The 18,519-nt window shown below is 71.4% G+C and carries 16 protein-coding genes; 4 read left to right on the plus strand and 12 right to left on the minus strand.

Annotated features, from left to right (window positions below):
* Positions 1-288 precede the first annotated feature (288 nt).
* Positions 289-1,314, plus strand: coding sequence for an AI-2E family transporter (locus AB0I79_RS61540; protein WP_357895443.1), 1,026 nt, complete (start codon positions 289-291; stop codon positions 1,312-1,314).
* Between the two features lie 6 nt (positions 1,315-1,320).
* Here AB0I79_RS61540 and AB0I79_RS61545 read toward each other — a convergent pair whose 3' ends face one another.
* Both AB0I79_RS61545 and AB0I79_RS61550 read right to left on the minus strand, forming a co-directional pair.
* Positions 1,321-2,160 carry an AraC family transcriptional regulator gene (locus AB0I79_RS61545; protein WP_357895446.1) on the minus strand — a complete coding sequence of 280 codons (840 nt, stop codon included), beginning with the start codon at positions 2,158-2,160 and terminating at the stop codon, positions 1,321-1,323.
* Positions 2,161-2,197: 37 nt separating this feature from the next.
* Positions 2,198-3,052, minus strand: coding sequence for a hypothetical protein (locus AB0I79_RS61550; protein ID WP_357895449.1), 855 nt, complete (start codon positions 3,050-3,052; stop codon positions 2,198-2,200).
* A gap of 79 nt (positions 3,053-3,131) precedes the next feature.
* On the opposite strand from AB0I79_RS61550, the gene AB0I79_RS61555 reads away from it, so the two are divergent.
* Positions 3,132-3,551, plus strand: coding sequence for a hypothetical protein (locus tag AB0I79_RS61555; protein ID WP_357895452.1), 420 nt, complete (start codon positions 3,132-3,134; stop codon positions 3,549-3,551).
* A gap of 4 nt (positions 3,552-3,555) precedes the next feature.
* Here AB0I79_RS61555 and AB0I79_RS61560 read toward each other — a convergent pair whose 3' ends face one another.
* Genes AB0I79_RS61560 through AB0I79_RS61585 form a run of 6 tightly spaced genes read right to left on the minus strand, consistent with a single transcriptional unit; the run spans position 3,556 to position 9,131 of the window.
* A complete protein-coding gene (locus tag AB0I79_RS61560; protein WP_357895456.1) occupies positions 3,556-4,770 on the minus strand; it encodes an ABC transporter permease in 1,215 nt (404 codons plus the stop codon).
* Positions 4,767-5,429: an ABC transporter ATP-binding protein gene (locus AB0I79_RS61565; protein WP_357895489.1), complete on the minus strand. Its 663-nt coding sequence runs from the start codon at positions 5,427-5,429 to the stop codon at positions 4,767-4,769. Before AB0I79_RS61565 ends, AB0I79_RS61560 begins: the two co-directional genes overlap by 4 nt.
* Positions 5,429-6,520, minus strand: a complete 1,092-nt coding sequence (locus tag AB0I79_RS61570) for a peptidoglycan-binding protein (protein ID WP_357895459.1) — start codon at positions 6,518-6,520, stop codon at positions 5,429-5,431. The genes AB0I79_RS61565 and AB0I79_RS61570 overlap by 1 nt, the downstream gene beginning before the upstream one ends.
* Complete coding sequence (locus AB0I79_RS61575; RefSeq protein WP_357895462.1) at positions 6,517-7,035, minus strand: hypothetical protein; 519 nt, start codon at positions 7,033-7,035, stop codon at positions 6,517-6,519. Before AB0I79_RS61575 ends, AB0I79_RS61570 begins: the two co-directional genes overlap by 4 nt.
* Before the next feature lie 24 nt (positions 7,036-7,059).
* Positions 7,060-8,457, minus strand: coding sequence for an ATP-binding protein (locus AB0I79_RS61580; protein ID WP_357895466.1), 1,398 nt, complete (start codon positions 8,455-8,457; stop codon positions 7,060-7,062).
* The gene (locus AB0I79_RS61585) at positions 8,454-9,131 is read right to left on the minus strand and encodes a response regulator transcription factor (RefSeq protein ID WP_357895469.1); all 678 of its coding nucleotides are present in this window, start codon (positions 9,129-9,131) and stop codon (positions 8,454-8,456) included. The genes AB0I79_RS61580 and AB0I79_RS61585 overlap by 4 nt, the downstream gene beginning before the upstream one ends.
* Positions 9,132-9,464: 333 nt before the next feature.
* Between AB0I79_RS61585 and erm the strand changes: the two genes are divergently transcribed.
* A complete protein-coding gene (erm, locus tag AB0I79_RS61590) occupies positions 9,465-10,211 on the plus strand; it encodes an ErmE/ErmH/ErmO/ErmR family 23S rRNA (adenine(2058)-N(6))-methyltransferase (protein ID WP_357895472.1) in 747 nt (248 codons plus the stop codon).
* Here erm and AB0I79_RS61595 read toward each other — a convergent pair.
* Entirely contained in the window at positions 10,183-11,574 is a 1,392-nt protein-coding gene (locus AB0I79_RS61595; protein WP_357895474.1) for a hypothetical protein, read from the minus strand. The genes erm and AB0I79_RS61595 overlap by 29 nt on opposite strands.
* Before the next feature lie 117 nt (positions 11,575-11,691).
* Between AB0I79_RS61595 and AB0I79_RS61600 the strand changes: the two genes are divergently transcribed.
* The gene (locus tag AB0I79_RS61600) at positions 11,692-13,263 is read left to right on the plus strand and encodes a molybdopterin-dependent oxidoreductase (RefSeq protein WP_357895477.1); all 1,572 of its coding nucleotides are present in this window, start codon (positions 11,692-11,694) and stop codon (positions 13,261-13,263) included.
* Here the strand turns inward: AB0I79_RS61600 and AB0I79_RS61605 are convergent.
* From AB0I79_RS61605 to AB0I79_RS61615, 3 genes are read right to left on the minus strand one after another with little or no spacing between them, the layout of a single operon-like run.
* Positions 13,256-15,049 (minus strand): glycoside hydrolase family 18 protein, encoded by a 1,794-nt coding sequence (locus AB0I79_RS61605; RefSeq protein ID WP_357895480.1) that lies wholly within the window; start codon positions 15,047-15,049, stop codon positions 13,256-13,258. The genes AB0I79_RS61600 and AB0I79_RS61605 overlap by 8 nt on opposite strands.
* A 56-nt stretch (positions 15,050-15,105) precedes the next feature.
* The gene (locus tag AB0I79_RS61610) at positions 15,106-16,542 is read right to left on the minus strand and encodes a carbohydrate-binding protein (protein WP_357895483.1); all 1,437 of its coding nucleotides are present in this window, start codon (positions 16,540-16,542) and stop codon (positions 15,106-15,108) included.
* The gene (locus tag AB0I79_RS61615) at positions 16,539-18,101 is read right to left on the minus strand and encodes a glycosyl hydrolase family 18 protein (protein WP_357895486.1); all 1,563 of its coding nucleotides are present in this window, start codon (positions 18,099-18,101) and stop codon (positions 16,539-16,541) included. The genes AB0I79_RS61610 and AB0I79_RS61615 overlap by 4 nt, the downstream gene beginning before the upstream one ends.
* Positions 18,102-18,519: the final 418 nt, after the last annotated feature.

Below are 18,519 nucleotides of genomic sequence, written 5' to 3' on the forward strand. Positions count from 1 at the left end.
CTTAATTCTTCCAGCCGTTCAAGTCTCTGTCAAATTGACCCGACTTGCTCGACCTGCGGAAATTAATCCCTGCCCCCTTTCGGAGACAACCCCTCAAACTTACCAGCCGATCCGAGTGGACGCGCACGCCACACCGGGACGGTGGAGTCTGGAGGTGGCCCCCGAGTGGGGCCAGCGATCACGCCGTCCCCGTGGGACTGCTGAACTCTATGTACGCCTACGGGAACCGTCAAATCGATGGTTCCCCCTGCGCACACGGGTAGGTACGGGTGCGTGCGAGATCAATCCGTGCCCAGGGCGCTCATCATCCTGGTGGGCATCGCCGCCGTGGTGGTCGTGCTCTTCGGCATTCGCGAGGTCGCCTCCATCGCCGGCCCCGTGGTGCTCGCGCTGGTGCTCGTCATCGCCGTCTCCCCGGTACGCGGCTGGCTCGCCGCCAGGAGAACCCCGATCTGGCTCCAGGTCGCCGTGCCGTTCCTGATCGTCGTTCTGGTGCTGCTCGGCATGGTCGGCATCCTGACCATCTCGGTCACCCAACTCGTCTCCCTGCTGCCCACGTACACCGACCAGTTCGAGCGGCTGCTCGACGACTCCGAGCGGTGGGCGGCCGCGCACGGGATCAGCAACGACGTGCTCAACAAGGGGCTGCAGGCGTTCGACCCCGGGCGGGTGCTGGGGCTGGCGCAGAGCCTGCTTGGCAGTTTGATCGGCATTCTGTCCGCGCTTTTTCTCATCGTGGTGTTGTTGCTGGCGATGTCTCTCGACGCGCCGGTGACGGCGCGCATTCTCACCACGGGGGAAGACAGCCGGCCGCAATTGGTGACGGCGCTCGCCACCTTCGGCCACAAGACCCGGCGATATTTGATCGTCTCCACCGTTTTCGGACTTATCAACGCGATCCTGGACATGGTCGCGCTGTCGTTGCTGGACGTGCCGCTGCCACTGCTCTGGGGAGTGCTCGCGCTCATCGCCAACTACATCCCGAACATCGGTTTCGTCATCGGGCTGTTGCCCCCGGCCATGCTGGCCCTGCTGGACGGCGGCGTGCAGACGATGTTGCTGGTGATCGCCGCCTATATCGTCATCAATGTCGTGACGCAGTCGTTCATTCTGCCGAAGTTCCTGGGGGACGCGGTCGGGCTCTCGACGACGATGACGTTCATCTCGCTCATCGTCTGGACTTTCGTGCTGGGGCCGCTGGGCGCGATTCTGGCCATTCCGCTGAGCCTGCTGACGCGGGCCTTGCTGATCGACAGCGATCCGAGTGCGAAATGGGTGCAGTCGTTGGTGTCGGGACGGCTGCCGCGCGGGTGAGGCGCATCAGAGCAGGCGGCTCAGCTGCACGCCGCTGAGGCGCTTGACGTCGTTGGACAGGTGGGCCTGGTCGCTGTAGCCGGCCGTGACCGCCACCTCGGCCAGGGGGGTGCCCGCGCGGGCCAGCCGCAGCGCGTGCTGGAAGCGGACGATGCGCTGGAGGGTCTTGGGCGCGTAGCCGAAGGCCAGCAGGCTGCGGCGATGGAGCTGGCGCTCGCTGTAGCCGAGGTCACGGGCCACCTCCGCCACCGAGCGGCCCCTGCCCAGGGCGGTGGTGATGGCCGGGGCGGCGGGGTCGACGGACGCCGGGCCGGCCGCGGCCGACAGGCGCCGGCCCACCGCCGCCTGCAGGAGCTGGAGCCGGGCCTCCAGCCCGGCACGCAGGCCCGGTAGCACCGCCTCGTCCAGGGGCGAGTGCCGCGCCACGGGCGCGTCCGCGAGGTGGGCGGGCCGGACGCCGGCCATGAGCGGCTCCGCGAGCCGGGGCCGCTCCCGGGCGGCGGGCCAGCTCTCCGCCGCCTTCGTGAGCTCGGCCAGGAGGCCGGGCCCCACGGGCAGGTCGCTCAGCGGCACGCGCAGGTCGCGCAGCTCCTGGAGCGGCACGCCGAAGAAGTCGCCCACCCCGCCGGGCCTGAACCGCACCCCGGCCAGCGTCTCTCCGATGCCGAGCGCCGCCGGCATGGGCCCCGTGTCGGGGCCCGCCACGTAGAGGCCATCAGGCCCCCAGATCAGGTCGACGCACGCGTCGGGCACCACGAGCTGGGTGAAGGCGGCCTCGCTGACGCGATGCCACCCGCAGGCCAGGCGGCCCGCCAGGCCGGCGCTCGGAGGCCGTTCCACGTACATGCCTCCAACGTACGCGAGGCCTCCGACAGAAAGCCGCTCACCCGGGCAGCCGCCCGTAGGCGCGCAGGGTGTTGAGGCTCTGCAGGGTGACGTAGCCGCCCCATTCGTGCGCCACCAGCGGCGTCCACATCGGCCAGTTCCCGCTCCAGCCGCCGTCGGCCGACTGGCCGGCCAGCAGCGCGTCGAGGTTGGCGTCCAGGACGTCCGGCGCGAACAGCGGCAGCCGCAGCGGCCGCGGCGCGAAGTCCAGCGGGAAGTGCACGTGTCCCGAGGCGGTCAGGTCGAAGGTGACGGTGGCGAGGATGGCGTCGCGCAGCCGCGCGAACTCCGACTCCGCGCGCCTCCTGTCGGGCACCCAGTTCAGGAACGTCACCGCCGCGCGAGCCGCGTACGGCTCGAACTCCTTCTGCGCGAAGAGCTTCGACCAGCAGAAGTCGGTGGCGGCGTCCAGCCAGGGGTGGGTGACGGCGTGCTTGTGCAGCAGGCCGGCGATGGAGGCGGTGGGGATGAGGTTGCCCGGCGGGTCGTCCTCGGTCTCCCACCAGGGCGCGCGCAGAGTCTCCCGCACCGACGGCAGCACGAACGGCACGCCGCCGTCCCCGGTGGTGATGGAGGCGAGGTACTTGCAGGCGGCGGGCACCATCGGTGAGTCGAACGCGTCGAGCTCGTCGAGGATCCAGAACGCCACCTCGACCGGCTCCGGCTGGCTGCCGGGGCCGCGCAGGTCGGGTTCGAGCGCGTTGCCGAAGCCGCCGTCCTCGTTCTGGTAGCAGCTCAGCACGTCGAGCACGCGAGCGCGGGAGCCGCCTCTGAACAGCGCTTCGAAGCGAAGCCTGTCGATCAGTCTCGCGTGGTGGTGAAGGTACAGCTCCGCCCGGTCGAGTATGTCCATGGCAGCGGTCCTTCCGTCAGGGGTGTCGACCGCGAAGCTATCCCCTTGCCGAGGCCGTTCTCTTGTAACAATCGGACGTGTGGAGCAACGGCGATGGGACATCGACGAGCGGTTCACCGGCGTCAGCGACGCGGCGGCGATGCTGCCCGCCGTGCACCGGCTCGAGGAGATGATGCGCAGCGAGGGGTGGGTGACGGAGGAGCCCGAGGCGCATCTCCTGCCGCACCTGCGCGCCGTGCCCGGCTGGCAGGTGCTGGGCGAGCGGCTGCTCGACGACGGGTTCTACGAGGTGCGGGCCCGGCCGGAGGAGGCGCTGGAGGGCGTGGACGTGCTGCGGGCGGTGATCAGGCTGCTGTCGGTGATCGCGGAGCCGTCCTTCCTGGTACGGCAGGCGGGCGGCGACGCGTACGAGTGCGTGACGGGCGTGATGCCCGGCGACCCGCCGGGGACGTACAAGTCGCACGGGCACCTCGTCCGCGTCATCGTGGTCACCGGCTAGCCGGCTAGGGCGTGGCCAGGGCCTCCGTCGGAGACATCCGGGCCGCGCGGACCGCGGGGTAGAAGCCGGCGATGCCCCCGATGACGAGCGTGGCCAGGACACCGCCCGCCATGGCCCAGACCGGCACGATCGACGGCCATCCCTGGATGCCGGCGTACGCGGCCGTGACGCCGATGCCGAGCAGTACCCCGCCGACGCCGCCGATGGCCGACAGCAGCAGCGACTCGGCGAGGAACTGGACGCGGATCTGCCCGCGGGTGGCTCCCAGGGAGCGGCGCAGGCCGATCTCCGCGCGCCGCTCCAGGACGGAGATCACCATCGTGTTGGCCACGCCGACGCCGCCGACCAGCAATGCGACGCCGCCGAGGCCGAGCAGGAGGGCGTTCAGGGTGGCGTCGGTGGCCTGCTTGGCGGCCAGCACGTCGGAGGGGCGGGAGACCTCGACCTCGTTGGGCTGCTCGGGGTTGGCGGTGGCGGCGAGCACGCCGCGCACCTCGACGACGTGCGCCTCCTGTGCCCTGGCGTAGATGGTGGTGGCGTACCCGTCGAAGCCGAGCCGTTCCTGCGCGGCAGGCCAGCCGACCAGGGCGGCCGAGTCGAGCTCGGGCGCGAGCGGGGCGGGGGCGAGCACGCCGACGACGGTGAACCACTGCCCGCCGAGCCAGACCCGCTGGTCGGGGCCCGCGTGGACGACGCCGAGCCGGTCGGCGGCCTTGGCGCCGAGCACGGTGGCCGGGTAGCCGTGGGTGGCCTCGTTCAGCCAGGTGCCGGCGGCGACGGTGGCGCCGGTGTCCTCGACCAGGTCGAGGCGGGCTGCGGTGACGGAGATGCTGCCGGTCTCGGCCTCGGGGACGTGGTCGTTGCGGTAGACCCTGGCCTTGGTGGCGCCGATCGCGGTGACGGCGGTGACGGGGGCGATCTGGCCGATCATGCCCTCGGCCTCGGCCGGCAGGTGCGACGCCTCGCCGAACAGGGTGTTGCCGGGTGACACGGTGAGCAGGTTCGTGCCGAGCGCGGCGAGCTGGCGGTTGAGGTCCTCCTGGCTGGAGGCGGAGATGCCGACGACGCCGAGCATGGCGGCGATGCCGATGGCGATGCCGAGCGCCGACAGGAACACGCGCAGCGGTCTGGCGCGCAGGCCCGCCCCGCCGACCCTGATGACGTCGCGGGGGCGCAGGCGGGCGGGCACGAGGACGGTCATGTCCGCGCCCGGGCTCATGTGCGTGCTCCGTCCAGGAGGCGGCCGTCGAGCATCTCCACCTGGCGGGGCAGGGAGGCGGCGATGTCGCGGTCGTGGGTGATGACGACCACGGTGGTGCCGGCCGCGTTCAGCTCGCGCAGCAGCGCCATCACGCCGGCTCCCGAGCGGGAGTCGAGGTTGCCTGTCGGCTCGTCGGCCAGCAGCAGGCGCGGCCCGCCGACGACGGCGCGGGCGATGGCGACGCGCTGCCGCTCGCCGCCGGACAGCTCGTGCGGCCGGTGGCCGACCCGGTGCCCGAGGCCCACGCGTTCCAGCGCCCGGTACGCCCGCGACCGCCGCTCGCGCGGCGACGGGCCCGCGTACAGCAGGCCGTCGGCCACGTTGTCCAGCGCGGTCACCCCGGCGGCCAGGTGGAACTGCTGGAAGACGAAGCCGATGACGTTCGCGCGCAGGGCGGAGAGCTGCCTGTCGGTGAGCGTGAGCACGTCGTGCCCGGCGATGCGGACGGTGCCGCCGGAGGGGCGGTCGAGGGTGCCGAGCATGTTGAGCATCGTCGACTTGCCCGAGCCGGACGGGCCGACGATGCCGACGAGCTCGCCGTGGTCGATGCCCAGCCAGACGCCGCGGAGCGCGGCCACGTCGCCGTAGTGCTTGCTGACGTCGCGCAGTTCGGCGATCACTTGGGCACCGCCACGGTGGCGCCCTCGGGCACGCCCTCGACCTCCACCTTGCCGTCGGCGAACATGCCCACCTCCACAGCGACGTAGCGGGTGGACGCGCCCTCCACGACCTGTACGCCGTAGCCGCCCTCGGCCAGGGCGAGCAGCGCTCCGACCGGGACGGCCAGGACGTTCTCGCGCCGCTCGGAGACGATGGTGACGTCCACGGGGGCGGCGTCGTACGGCTTCTTCAGCCCGCTCACCGACACCTTCACCTCGACGGTGGTGACGGTGTCGTTGCCGCTGGTCGTCTCGGTGGCGACCTTGCCCACGCTCCTGATCTCGCCCTTCACGGTGGCGCCGTCGGGCAGCTCGACGGTGGCCGGCATGCCCTTCTTGACGAGGTGCTCGTCAGCGACGTCGAGGGCGACGTCCACTTCGCGGGTGGTGCCGGTGGCGTCGAGGACGGGCCCGCTCGCGGTGTCGCCGAGTGCCTTGCGCAGCTCGGCGACGCGGATCCGGCCGTCGGCCACGACGACGTCGCCCGGCCGCACGGTGCCGGTGACGGTGAGGCCGAGGTCGTCCTGCCAGTCCTCGACCGCCTCCCTGGTGGCCCAGGTGAACTCGCCGTCCACGTCGAAGCCGTCGTAGCCGAGCTTGTCCAGGTTGCGTTCGAGCAGTTCGACGTCCTTGCCCTCGACGCCGTCGCGCAGCTCGCGGTACAGGGGCATGGTGCCGTACAGGAGGGGGCGGCGGTCGGCGTCCACGCTGTAGACGGCGTGCCCCCTGGTGATGGTGGAGCCCTCGGCGGGCAGCCAGGTGATCGTGCCCTGGGACTTGGCGCTGACCGTGAGGGGGCCGCCGTAGCCGAGGGTGCCGTCCACGGTCTTGGTCTCGGTGAGCGTCGTGCGGGTCACCGGGGCGGTGGCCGGAGGGGTGCGGCCCGCGACGGCCGTGCCGGCGCTGTCGCCGCCGAAGCCCACGGCGGCGGCCGCGACGGCGGCGGCGAGCAGCGCGGCGCCGCCCGTCCAGGCCAGGGCCCGCAGCGGGCTGCGCCGTCGCGGCGGCAGGGCGCGCAGGGCGGGCCCGGCCTCCTCGACCTTGGTCACTTGCCCGCTCCCGTCTTGGGGAAGGAGCCGCGGCAGCCCTCGAAGGCCTTCTGGAACGCCGGATCGTCGCGCTTGATGTTGCCCGCGCCGCCGCCGAAGGTGCCGTCGGGGTTGGGGTCGGGCATGTCCACGCCGTTCTCCCGCATGCACTTGGCGAACTCGCGCAGCTTCTCGACGTCGTCCGGCGAGAGTTCCTTGCGGTCCTTGAACGGGGAGAGGTGGCGGCAGGCCTCGATGGCCTCCTTCGTCTTGCCGTCGGCGCCCTTCTGGGCCATCACGGCGAGCCCGCCGCTGCCGTCGGGCTGCGGGTCCTCCATGGGCACGCCGTGCTCGCGCATGCACTGGGCGAACTTCCTGCCCTGCTCCTGGGGGTCGGCCGTGGCGGTGGCGGTGGGAGCGGAGGCGGGCGTCGCGCTCGTGGCGGTCACCGAGGCGACGCCTGTGCCGCTCTGCTGGGTGCCGCAGCCCGCCGCCAGGGCGGCGAGGAGGGCTGCGGCGAGGAGTGTCCTTGTCATGCTCCCGAATGTGCCGAGCGCCGTTCAGAGCGGGCTCGGAGTCACCTCGGAGCCAGGTAGGAGTACGCGGAACGTGGCGCCCCTGCCGGGCGCGGTGTCGAGCTCGACGCGGCCGCCGTGGGCGCGCACGATGGCGGAGACGATGGCCAGGCCGAGCCCGGCGCCGCCGTCGGCCCTGGATCTGCCCTGGCCGACCCGGTAGAGGCGGTCGAACAGGCGGGGCACGTGCTCGGGCGGCACGCCTGGCCCGGTGTCGGAGACCTCCAGCACGCCCAGGTGCCCGGCGCTGCCGACCTTGACGGTGATGGCCGCCTCGGCGGGGGTGTGGCACAGCGCGTTGCCGATGAGGTTGGCGGCGACCTGGCGCAGGCGGGCCTCGTCGCCCACGACCGAGACGGGGGTGAGCCTGCCGTCCAGCCCGGCCAGCCTGACCTGGCGTTCCGGCACGCGTACGCGGGCGTCGCGGATGGTGTCGGCGGCCACCTCCAGCAGGTCCACGGGGTGGCGGTCGAGCGGGCGCTCCTCGTCGAGCTGGGCGAGCGTGAGCAGGTCGTCGACCAGCACGCTCATCCTGGCGGCCTCCTCCTCGATCCTTTGCATGGCCTCGTCGGCGTCGCCGCCGCCCCTGCGGTGCAGCTCGGCGAAGCCGCGTACGGAGGTGAGCGGGGTGCGCAGCTCGTGGGAGGCGTCGGCGAGGAAGCTGCGCATGCGGGCCTCGGAGCCGGTCCTGGCGGCGATCTCGGACTGGAGGCGGTCGAGCATGACGTTCATGGCGGTGGCCAGGCGGCCGGGCTCGGTGTGCGGGTCCGCGGCGTGAACGCGGCGGGCGAAGTCGCCGCGGGCGATGTGCCCGGCCGTGGCCTCCATCCTGGTCAGGGGGCGCAGGCCGAGGCGTACGACGGCGTTGGCGCCCATCCCCAGCAGGAGCAGCACGACGGCGCTGACGGCGACGGCGATGGCGATGGCCGCGGTCTGGGTCTGCTCCACCTCGGCGAGCGACTGGGCGAACACCAGGGTGCTGCCGTCGGGCAGCGCGGCGGCGCGGATCCGCCACGAGGGGCCGCTGGAGCCGGGCACGGTGTGGTTGACGCCGACCTCGATCTCGCCGATGACGGGGCGCGGCTGGTCGTCGTCGGCGGAGCTGCTGGACTGGAGCGAGCCGTCGGGGTTGTAGACCATGATCCGCTGGACGGCGGCGACCCGCTTGGCGATCACGTCGTTCAGCGTGATCGGCATCTTGGTGAACGTCCGGACGCCCTTGGCGCCGGCGACCTTGGTGAGCTGCTGGAGCTGGCCGTCCACGCGGTCCATCAGGTTGTCGCGCAGCAGCGCGATGCCGATGACGTTGGACAGCACGAGGCCGAGCGTGGCGAGGCCGAGGACGGCCATGACGAGGCGGGCCCGCAGGCTCCAGGCCTTCATCGCGGGCTCCTGAGCGTGTAGCCGACGCCGCGCACGGTGTGGATGAGCTGCGGCTCGAACTTGTCGATCTTCTTTCGCAGGTAGTAGACGTAGGACTCGACGATGCTGGAGTCGCCGTCGAAGTCGTAGCGCCAGACGCTGTCGAGGATCTGCGCCTTGCTGACCACCCGGCCGGCGTTGGTGAGCAGGTATTCGAGCAGGTTGAACTCGGTGGGCGACAGGTCGACCGGCACGCCGGCCCTGCGTACCTCGTGGGCCTGCGGGTCCAGCTCCAGGTCGGCGTAGCGCAGCACGTCGGGCTCGGGGGCGGCGCGGCTGCGGCGCAGGATGGCGCGGATGCGCAGCACGACCTCCTCCAGGCTGAACGGCTTGGCCACGTAGTCGTCGGCGCCCAGGGTGAGCCCCTGCACGCGGTCCTCGACGCGGTCACGGGCGGTCAGGAACAGCACGGGGACGCTCTCGCCGAGCCGCCTGGCGACCTCGAACCCGTCGAAGTCCTCCAGCATCACGTCGAGCACCACGATGTCGGGCTTGAACTCCCTGGCGGCCGTCACCGCCTCCGCGCCCGTCTCGGCGGTCCTGACCTCGAACGAGACCAGACGCAGGGTCTGGGAGAGCAGGGCGCGGATGTTCGGCTCGTCGTCCACGACGAGCACCCTGGCCGGTCGGTCCATGCTCCAAGGTTTACCCGAGCCAGTTCAAAGCGGGCTCAAAGCGTTTATTCGGTTGCCCGCCCGTGGACGGGCCGCCTAGCGTGACTCGCATGTCATGCATGTTCACCTGCCAGGTTTTCATCCGCATCCGCCGCGGCCGGGCTCTGGCCCGCTAGCGGACGCGGTGACTTCACACACCTGAGCTGAGCGTCCGCAGGCGCGCCCAGGGCCCTTCGAGACCCGTTCATCTCGAGGACCCGGAAGGGCAGTGCTGTGGCGCAGAATTTCGCGCACGGAAACTATTCACACACCCAGAAGAAGGCCAGGAAAGGCGGCGGTGGCGGTCGCACGCCCATGGATCGGGCGCGGCGCGAGCTGTCGCAGAACTTCCTGGTCGACAGGCATGCCGTCGAGCTGATGATCAAGGCCGCCGCGCCGGAGGGGCTGGTGCTGGAGCCCGGTCCTGGCGAGGGCGCGCTCACCCTGGCGCTGGCGGAGGCGGGCGCGCGGGTGATCGGCTACGAGCTCGATCCGCGGCTGGCCGGGCGGCTGGCCTCGCGTACGCACGGCGACTCCAGGATCGACGTGATCAGGGGCGACTTCACCGTCGCGCGGGCGCCGCGCGAGCCGTTCGCGGTCGTGGGGAACATCCCCTACTCCGTCACGTCGAAGATCGTGGACTGGTGCCTGCGAGCGCCGGCCCTGACCTCGGCGACGCTGCTCACCCAGCGGGAGTACGCCCGCAAGCGCACCGGCGACTACGGCCGGTGGAGCCTGGTCACGGTGGAGTCGTGGCCGTGGTTCGACTGGCGGCTGGGCGACACGGTCGGCAGGGAGAGCTTCCGTCCCGTGCCGTCGGTCGACTCGGCGATCCTGCGCCTGGAGCGCAGGCCGGAGCCGCTGGTGCAGGGCCGCCGCTCCTACCAGGAGCTGGTGGAGCTGGGCTTCGGCGGGCTGGGCGGCTCGGTGCGCGCCTCGCTGAAGACGCGCTACGAGGGCGTGGACGCCGCGCTGGCGGCGGCCGGGGTGGCCCGCGACGCCGTCGTGGGCCACGTCCACCCCGACCAGTGGGTCACGCTGTGGGGGCGCCTATGCCGGTGACCTGACGGGAGAGCGACGACTTCGCCGCCGGGGCCGCCGCGATGTGGCGGCTCCACGGCATGGCCAGCAGGAGGATCGGCAGCAGCACGATCGACGCCCGCGACCAGTACGTGTGCTGGAGCCACCAGCCGTTGACGTCGAACTGCGTCATGACGAGGTAGCCGTAGCCCGACCACAGCGAGACGCCGATGATGGCCGGCCAGGCGAACCGGGTGGGCCGGGCGACCAGGAACGGCATGAACCACAGCAGGTACTGGGCGCCGAGCCGGGGCGTCACGACCATGAAGATGAGCAGGATGGCCGTGGTCATGTCGATCGGGTCGGCCCGCCGCCACCAGAGGATGACGAGGATGACGCAGGCGTAGATGAGGTTGGTGCCGAACGAGGCCAGCTCGGGCTCCAGGGACCAGCTGCCCTCGGTGAACCACGGCGTCCAGCCCCATTCGCCCACGATGGGCCGGATGTCGCGGATGGTGTCGATGACCGCCGGGAGCTGGTTGATCGACGTGCCCGCGAAGATCGGCAGCGTCACGAAGAAGAAGATCGGCACCAGGCCGGTCGTGAACAGGGCGGCGATGCGGGAGCGCAGGTTCGGCAGGAGCAGCAGGAAGCCGGGGATCAGCCAGATCGGCCAGCTCTTGGCGCACAGCGCCAGGCCCATGAGCACGCCGGCCAGCGCGCCGCGCCTGAGGTGGTCGCGGTCGCCGGGGCCGGGCAGCAGGGCCCGGTGCAGCATGCCGCCGCGGCCGATCACCCGGGGGACGCAGGCCCGCACGCCGTACGCGGCCACGCCCGCCCGCACCTTGCCCACCACGTCGGTGACCATGCCCGGCCGGTCGGGATCGCCAGGCCCTCTGGCCACCACGAACGCGGCCACGCCGAACACGAGCGCGACGGGCTCCACCTGGCCATGGACGGAGGCGATGAGCACGGCGAGCGGGTTGAGCGCGTACTGCAGGGCGCGCAGCGACGCCTTGGGGCCGCCGGCCAGCTTGGCGACCAGCGGGATGAGCACGATGTCGGCGACCACGGTGACCAGGCGGCCGGCGTACTCCCACGGGATGCCCAGCCACAGCAGGATGCCGTACACGTAGGGGATGGTCGGCAGGAAGTGCCAGCCGCCCTCGCTGGCGAGCACGGGGTCCTCACCCCGCAGCACGGCCTCGCCCGCGGGTTTGAAGCTCTCGACGAAGTCGACGGGCTGCCAGCTGTCGATCGCCGAGGTGTACATGATGAGCACGCGTACGGCGACGCCCACGAGGATGGCGACGACGAGAGGCGGACGCCAATCACGCCATTGAGCGACAAGGGCGAGCACGACACCGGCGACGAGGACGATCCCCGTGAGAACTGCGTAATCCATGGCGGCCTCTAGCCTGCCGTAACCAGAGGGCTACTGCCACCTGGGCTTCCAATTCTTATCCCCGACATGCCGACACGTATCCCGATACGACATCACCGTCTGTGTTGAACTTTTTCCATGGGGGGATCGCAGGTCAACCAGGCACTGGTCAGGCTCTACTTCGAGGTGAGAGATGGGTTGCGCGACCCGGTCGCGGCCTGGGCGAAACTCACAGGGAACTCACAGCTCTACCAGCGGGCCCGAGGCGAACGCCGGGTGCCGCTGGACGACGCGACGGCCGCGGAGCTGACGGCGGCGGCGATGGCGTACACGGCGGCCTGTCACGGGGCCGAGCAGGTGGCGGCGCTGGCCACCTCGCCGCTGGCGCGGGTGGTCGGCGGGCTCGGCGGCGCGGTGCTGACCGAGCATCCGTGCGCGCCCGAGCAGGTGCTGGGGCCCCGGTTCGCGGGCCCGGGGGCCGACGACTGGGCGCGGGCGGCGCACGTGCTGCTGTGGGGCGAGAACAACCGCCTCGTGCGCTCGGCGGACACCCCGTGGGTGATCGCCGGGCGGTACAAGGGGCAGAAGGTGGTCGCGATCGGCACGCACCCGACGCGGCTGTCCGACGAGACGCTGGTGGTCCGGCCCGGCACGGACGGGGCGCTGGCCATGGCCATGGGGCACGTGCTGCTCAAGGAGTTCTTCCTGGACCGGACGCCGTTCGCCGCGCACGCCATGGAGCGCACGGACCTGCCGTTCCTGGTGCGGCTGCGCGAGCGGGAGTCGGGGTACGTGCCGGGCGGGCTGACGGGCGGCGCGTACGGGCGGCTCAGCCTGTACGGGGCGGAGGCCGTGGAGGTCCTGCTGCCGCGCTTCGACGACGGGCCCGGCGTGCTGCGGCGCGGCGTGCCGGTGCTGCGGGACGGCGGCGAGCTGGTGACGACCGTGTTCGATCTGCTGCTGGCCGCCTACGGGGTGGCGCGGCCCGGGCTGCCCGGCGTGTGGCCGGGCGGGTACGAGGACCGCGCGGAGCCGTACACGCCCGCCTGGCAGGAGGCGTACACGGGGGTGGCCGCGTCGCGGGCGCTGAAGACGGCGCGGGAGCTGGGGGTGACGGCGGAGAAGACCGGCGGCCGGTGCGTGATCGTGCCGGGACGGCTGGAGACGCCGCACGCCGACACCGCCTACCGGGCGATGCTCGCGTTGCTGGTGCTGACCGGGTGCGGCGGCGGGTGGGCGCAGGCCGGGCAGGAGGGCATCCCGCTGGTGCCGTACCTGTGCCTGCACGCGTGCGGCGAGGACCGTTCAGACGTGGGCGCGCTGAGCTGGGCGCTGGCGGAGGGCCTGTTCGCGCGCAGATCGGCGCGCTCGGTGCTGCTGGAGGCGGTGGCCGACGGCTGGCCGATGGCGCCGCCGCCCCGGGTGCTGGCGCTGCCCCGGCCGATCTACCCGCTGCCGCCGGCCGTGGACCTGCTGATCGGGCCGGACGAGCACTGCGACCTGTCGCCGCCCGACCCCGAGCTGGTGGCCGTGGCGCTGGCCAGGATGGCCGGCGGGACGCCCCCGGCCGAGCCCGGCGGCGCGGCCGCGGCCGGGCGGATGCGGCTGCTGGTGGATCACGCCTGGATGCACGAGTACGGCGAGGCGCTGCCCACCTACCGCCCGCCCGGCCTGGGCCTGCCGGTCAAGCCGACGCAACTGGTCAGGTGAGCCCGTCGAGGTAGGCCCGATGGCTTCGGGAGAACTCGTGCCCGTTGTACCGGTCCCAATTGATCGACCAGGTCATCAGGCCGCGCAGGTTCGGGTAGACCCCGCGCGGCCGGTATGTCCCGCAGTTGCTCGCCCTGGCCAGGCAGTCGAACGCCTTCTGCACCTCCGCGACGCTGGTGAAGCCGTTGCCCGCGTTGACCGAGGCGGGCAGCCCGATGGCCACCTGGTCCTGGCGCAGCGGCGGGAACACGTTGGCCGGGTTGCCCATGATCGGGAAGCCGGCCAGCAGCATGTCCGTCATGGCCACGTGGAAGTCGTGCCCGCCCATCGTGTGGTACTGGTCGTCGAGGCCCTTGATCGGGCCCGAGTTGTAGTCCTGCACGTGCAGCAGGGTCAGGTCGTTCCGCATGGCGTGGATGACGGGCAGGTAGGAGGCGCTCCTGTTGTCGGCCGCGCCGTTCGGGCCCGGGCCGTAGAACTGGTAGCCGAGCTGGACGAAGAACGTCTCCGGGGCCATGGTCAGCGTGAACTTCGCGCCGTAGCGGCTCTTGAGCGTCTTCAGCGCGGAGATGAGGTTGACGATGACCGGGGTGGTGGGGGCGGCGAGGTTCGTGTCGCCGGGGTTCAGGTAGAGGGAGTGGCCCTCGAAGTCGATGTCCAGGCCGTCGAGGCCGTACCTGTCGATGATCGCGGAGACCGACTCGACGAACCTGTCGCGGGCCGCCGCGGTGGTGAGCTGGACCTGGCCGTTCTGGCCGCCGATCGAGATCAGCACCTTCTTGCCCTGGGCCTGCTTGGCCTTGATGGCGGCGACGAAGTCGGCCTCGGGCTCGACGTTCGGGCACTCGGCGGCCGGGCACTGGCGGAACCTGATGTCGCCGGAGGTGACGGAGGTGGGCTCGCCGAAGGCGAGGTTGATGACGTCCCACTCGTTCGGTACGTCGCTCATCCGGATGTATCCGGATCCGTTGGCGAACGAGGCGTGCAGGTAACCGACCAGAACCCGTTTCGGCAGGTCACCTCCGGGACCGCCACCGCCGCTGGTCGTGGTGCCGGTGACCGGGGCCGAGTAGGCCGAGCAGTTGCCGGCGGCGTCGCAGGCCCTGACCCGGAAGGAGTACGACGTCTGCGGGGAAAGGCCGGTGGCCGTCAGGGACGTCGCCGAGGTGGTCGCGGGCGAGCCGTTGTTCCTGGACACCTCGTAACGGGTGACGCCGACGTTGTCGGTGGCGGCCGACCAGCTCACGTCGAGGCTCGTCGCGGTCGCGCCGCCGACGGCCACGTTGCCGGGCACGCTGGGCGCCTGGGTGTCCGGGGTGCCGCCAGGGCCGTCGAGCACCACGTCGTCGGCGTGGTAGGCGCCCTGGCCGTACCAGCCGTTGACGTGGATCGTCACCGACGTGGTGGCGGCGCCGGTGGTGAAGGACGTCCTGAGCTGGCTCCACTGGCCGCCGGGAGCGCCCCACGTGCTGGCGTTGACACCCGTCCCCGTGGCGCCCAGGAAGACGTAGCCGCCCTGGACCCAGGCCGAGAGCTGATAGGTCGTGTCGGGCTGGACGGTGACGGCCTGCTGGCAGCGGGCCAGGTCGTTGCCCTGCGGGGTCGCCTGCAGCGCCCGCGTGCCGCCGTGCACGGGGGACGGCACCGTCTGGGCTCCCGAGCACGTCCAGCCGGTCAGGCCGTCCTCGAAGCCAGGATTTGCCGCGATGTTGGCGGCGAAGGCGGGGGTGGCGTTCAGCGCGATGAGTGCGGCGGCGAGCAGGACCGCCGGTGCTCGGAGTCTCATGGATTTCCTCACTGCGGCCCGCCCCCGGCGGTTCGGGGGGCGGGCCGCTCAGCGGGTCAGAAGCCCGCGGTGATGCGGGTGAACTCCCAGTCGGACTGCGCGATGCCGCTGCAGTTCGAGACCACGCCGCCGCCGGGGCAGGGGCGGTCGCGGTTGACGGCCCAGTAGGCGAGCCTGGTCAGGCCCTTGGAGTTGGCCCAGTCGCGGATCTGGGTCCAGGTGGCGGGCGAGGTCAGCTCCTGCTGGTCGGACAGGCCGTTCATGCCGGAGATGCCCATGTGCGCGTACGCCTGGGCGTCGGTCCAGCCGTAGGCGCTCTTGAGCGCGTTCTTCAGGCCCTCGGAGGCGTTGACGGTGTCCTGGTAGATGTTGGAGCTGCCGAAGTCGAACGGCATGATGGTGAAGTTGTCGATCGGCACGGCGAGCGCCCTCGCCTGGTTGATGAGGCGGATGCCGTGGCTGTTCGGGCCGGTCCTCGTGGTGCCGAACGTGACGACGACCTTGACGTTCGGGTTGTTCTGCTTGACGATCTTGAGCCCGTTCAGGATGCGGTCCTGGACGGTGTAGTTCTCGAACTCGTCGGTGTTCTCGATGTCGAAGTCCACGACGGCCGGGCCGACGGCGTTGATGACCTGCTGCACCGCGTTGGCGTACGCCTGCGGGGTGGCGCAGTTGGGGCCGAGCTTGTTGCCCGACCAGCCGCCGAAGGAGATCTGGACGCTGCCGCCCTTCGACTTGATCGTGTTGATCGCCTGCTGGTCCGCGCCGCCGGTCAGCGCGCGCTGGCCGTCCCAGGCCGGGGTGCAGCCGCCGCTGGACAGGATGAACGCCATCGTGAACGACTTCACGCCGGTCGCGTCCATGACCGTGCCGGGGTTGGGCGGGTTGCCCCAGCCCATGTAGAGGTAGGGGGCGCCGGGCATCCTGGTGGGGTTCGGGTTGCCCCCACCGCCGCTGGAGGTGGTGGCGGTGGCGGAGTTGCTGGTGCCGGACAGGTTGCCCGCCGCGTCGCGGGCGCGGACGGTGTAGGTGTAGCTGGTGCTCGCGGCGCGGCCGGTGTCGGTGTACGACGTGCCGCTCACCGTCGTGACGAGGGTGCCGCCGCGGTAGACGTTGTAGCCGGTGACGCCCACGTTGTCGGTGGAGGCGTTCCAGGCCAGGGAGACGCTGCTGGAGGTGACGCCGGTCGAGCGGAGGTTGCCGGGCACGGACGGGGCCGTGGTGTCGTTGCCGCCGCCGCCCGAGCCCTGCTTCCACAGGGCGGGTACGTTCGGCGGCTCCCAGCCGGGCTGGGAGGTGTGCGCCTGCAGGCACACGTAGTCCACGCCGTTGTGGGTGACGACCGCGCCGACGGCGTAGGAGGTCCACGGCGCCCAGGCGGCGGCCATCTGCTGCACCGCGCCGTACGCCGCGGGCGCGGTGGTCAGCCCGGCGCCGGTCAGCGCGAGAGCCAGGCCGGCCACCAGTGCGGTGAGTCTGCTGCGAAATTTCATGGCATTCCCTGAAGGTGGGGCTTGACGGTCTTGGAGAACTGCCAGTTGTTGCTCGCGTCCCAGTTGATGGACCAGGTCATCGCACCCCTGATGTCGGGGTAGGCGCGCGGTGGCGTGAAGGTCCCGCAACTGGTGCGCTTGGCCAGGCAGTCGAGTGCCTGGTTGACGAGGGAGGGCGCGACGACGCCGCCACCCGCGGCGCCCGGCCCTGCCGGCAGGCCGAGCGCCACCTGGTCGGGGCGCAGGCCGTTCTCGAGCTGGATGCAGGCCAGGGCTGTCATGAAGTTGACCGATCCCTGCGTGTACGCCTGGGCCTGGTCGCAGCCGAGCATGGAGCCGGAGTTGTAGAACTGCGTGTGGACGACCGTGAGGATGTCCTTGATGGACAGGGCGAGCTTGAAGTACTCCATCCCGGTCGACTGCATGTCGATGGTCTGCGGGGCCATCGTGATGATCAGGTCGGAGCCGGCCTTGGCGCGCAGCGATCGCAGCGCCTGGGCCATGTAGGTGGCGTTGAGGCCGTTCTCGAGGTCGATGTCCACGCCGTCGAAGCCGTAGCTCTGCATGAGCGCGTGCACCGAGTCGGCGAACCGGGTCGCCGCGGCGGCACTGGCGACCTGTACGCGACCGGCCTCGCCGCCGACCGACAGGATCACCTTCTTGCCGCGCTGGTGCAGGGCGGCGACGTCGGCCTTGAACTGGGCGTCGGTGTAGCCGCCGACGGCCGTGGCGAGCCCGGGATCGACCGCGAAGACGACCTCGCCGGGGTCGGCGGTGGCCTCGCCGAACGCGACGGCGACGAGGTCGTACTCGTTCGGCACGGCGGAGAGCTTGAGCTCGACGGCGGGGTTGACGAAGTTGTGCCAGTAGCCGGTGAGGAAGTGCCTGGGCAGCGTCCCGCCGCCTGTGCAGCCGGTGGTGGTGGCGGTGGCGTCGCGGCCGGGCGACTCTCCCTGCGCGTTGTACGCCTTGACGGTGTAGGTGCGGGTCTCGCAGGCGGCGAGCCCGCTGATCGTGGCGGTGGTGGCGGTGGTGGTGGCCTTGACGGCCGTGCCCTCGTAGACGCGGTAGCCGGTCACCGTGCCGCTGGACGCGCCCCAGCTCAGGGTGATCGCGTTGCCGGTCGCGGTGGCGCTGACGGCTCCGGGGGCGCCGGGCACGCCGGGCTGGGTGCCGCCGCCGCAGGAGGAGCCGTTCAGCGTGCAGCCGGTGATGCCGGGGAAGTTGCCGGGGCTGCCGTTGAAGCCGAAGCTTGCGCTGGCCCCGGGCGCGAGCGGGGAGGCCCAGCCCGGGTTGGTGAAGGTGTAGTGCTGGCCGTTCCTGGTCATCACCGCGTCCCAGGCGGAGGGGATGGTGAAGCCGGAGGGCAGGTCGAACTGGACGTTCCAGCTCGGCAGGGCGGTGGTGGTGCCGTTGGTGACGGTGACCTTGCCTTCGAAGCCGGAGCCCCAGTCGGCGACCTTGACGAAGGTCGCGGTGGCGGCCGCGGCGTGGGCGGGAAGGGCGTGGAGGCCGAGTGTGAGGGTCGCCAGAGCTAACAGGATCGCGCGGAGTCTCACGGTTCTTCCTTTGGGGGGTGTGCGTGCCGTACGGCTTGCACCGGGGGGTGAGAGCGCAAGCCGTACGGCACGGCCCGCGGAGGTGAAGACACGGGCCTGGGGTGTCGGCGCGAGTAACCTTGCAGCGGTTGTTAGGTTTTGTCCGATTGATGATTACTTTTAGGAAAGTTTCCTAAGAGTTGTCGCGATCGTAGCTTTGACAACGGAGGCTTACAAGACCCAAAACACGACTCCGCCGCACGGGGGCCGGAATCCCGTGCGGCGGAGTGGTGGTGGAGAGTTACGGTTGCTGGGTGATCCGCACGTCGTCCACGCCGGCCTCCACCAGGGAGGCGCCCGAGGCGTCGGCGGCGTCCACGAGGATGCGGACGGTCTGGCCGGCGAACGCGTTCAGGCTCGCCGTGGCCGTGGCCCAGGA

The organism is Nonomuraea sp. NPDC050202, from assembly GCF_040656115.1.
Classification (GTDB): domain Bacteria; phylum Actinomycetota; class Actinomycetes; order Streptosporangiales; family Streptosporangiaceae; genus Nonomuraea.

Excerpts from the sequence above, each read along its gene's own strand:
- AB0I79_RS61585 (WP_357895469.1), bottom strand. The coding sequence starts at position 9,131 with ATGGACCGACCGGCCAGGGTGCTCGTCGTGGACGACGAGCCGAACATC.
- AB0I79_RS61580 (WP_357895466.1), bottom strand. The coding sequence starts at position 8,457 with ATGAAGGCCTGGAGCCTGCGGGCCCGCCTCGTCATGGCCGTCCTCGGC.
- AB0I79_RS61575 (WP_357895462.1), bottom strand. The coding sequence starts at position 7,035 with ATGACAAGGACACTCCTCGCCGCAGCCCTCCTCGCCGCCCTGGCGGCG.
- AB0I79_RS61550 (WP_357895449.1), bottom strand. The coding sequence starts at position 3,052 with ATGGACATACTCGACCGGGCGGAGCTGTACCTTCACCACCACGCGAGA.
- AB0I79_RS61545 (WP_357895446.1), bottom strand. The coding sequence starts at position 2,160 with ATGTACGTGGAACGGCCTCCGAGCGCCGGCCTGGCGGGCCGCCTGGCC.
- AB0I79_RS61560 (WP_357895456.1), bottom strand. The coding sequence starts at position 4,770 with ATGAGCCCGGGCGCGGACATGACCGTCCTCGTGCCCGCCCGCCTGCGC.
- AB0I79_RS61600 (WP_357895477.1), top strand. The coding sequence starts at position 11,692 with ATGGGGGGATCGCAGGTCAACCAGGCACTGGTCAGGCTCTACTTCGAG.
- AB0I79_RS61605 (WP_357895480.1), bottom strand. The coding sequence starts at position 15,049 with ATGAGACTCCGAGCACCGGCGGTCCTGCTCGCCGCCGCACTCATCGCG.
- AB0I79_RS61610 (WP_357895483.1), bottom strand. The coding sequence starts at position 16,542 with ATGAAATTTCGCAGCAGACTCACCGCACTGGTGGCCGGCCTGGCTCTC.
- AB0I79_RS61595 (WP_357895474.1), bottom strand. The coding sequence starts at position 11,574 with ATGGATTACGCAGTTCTCACGGGGATCGTCCTCGTCGCCGGTGTCGTG.
- erm (WP_357895472.1), top strand. The coding sequence starts at position 9,465 with ATGGATCGGGCGCGGCGCGAGCTGTCGCAGAACTTCCTGGTCGACAGG.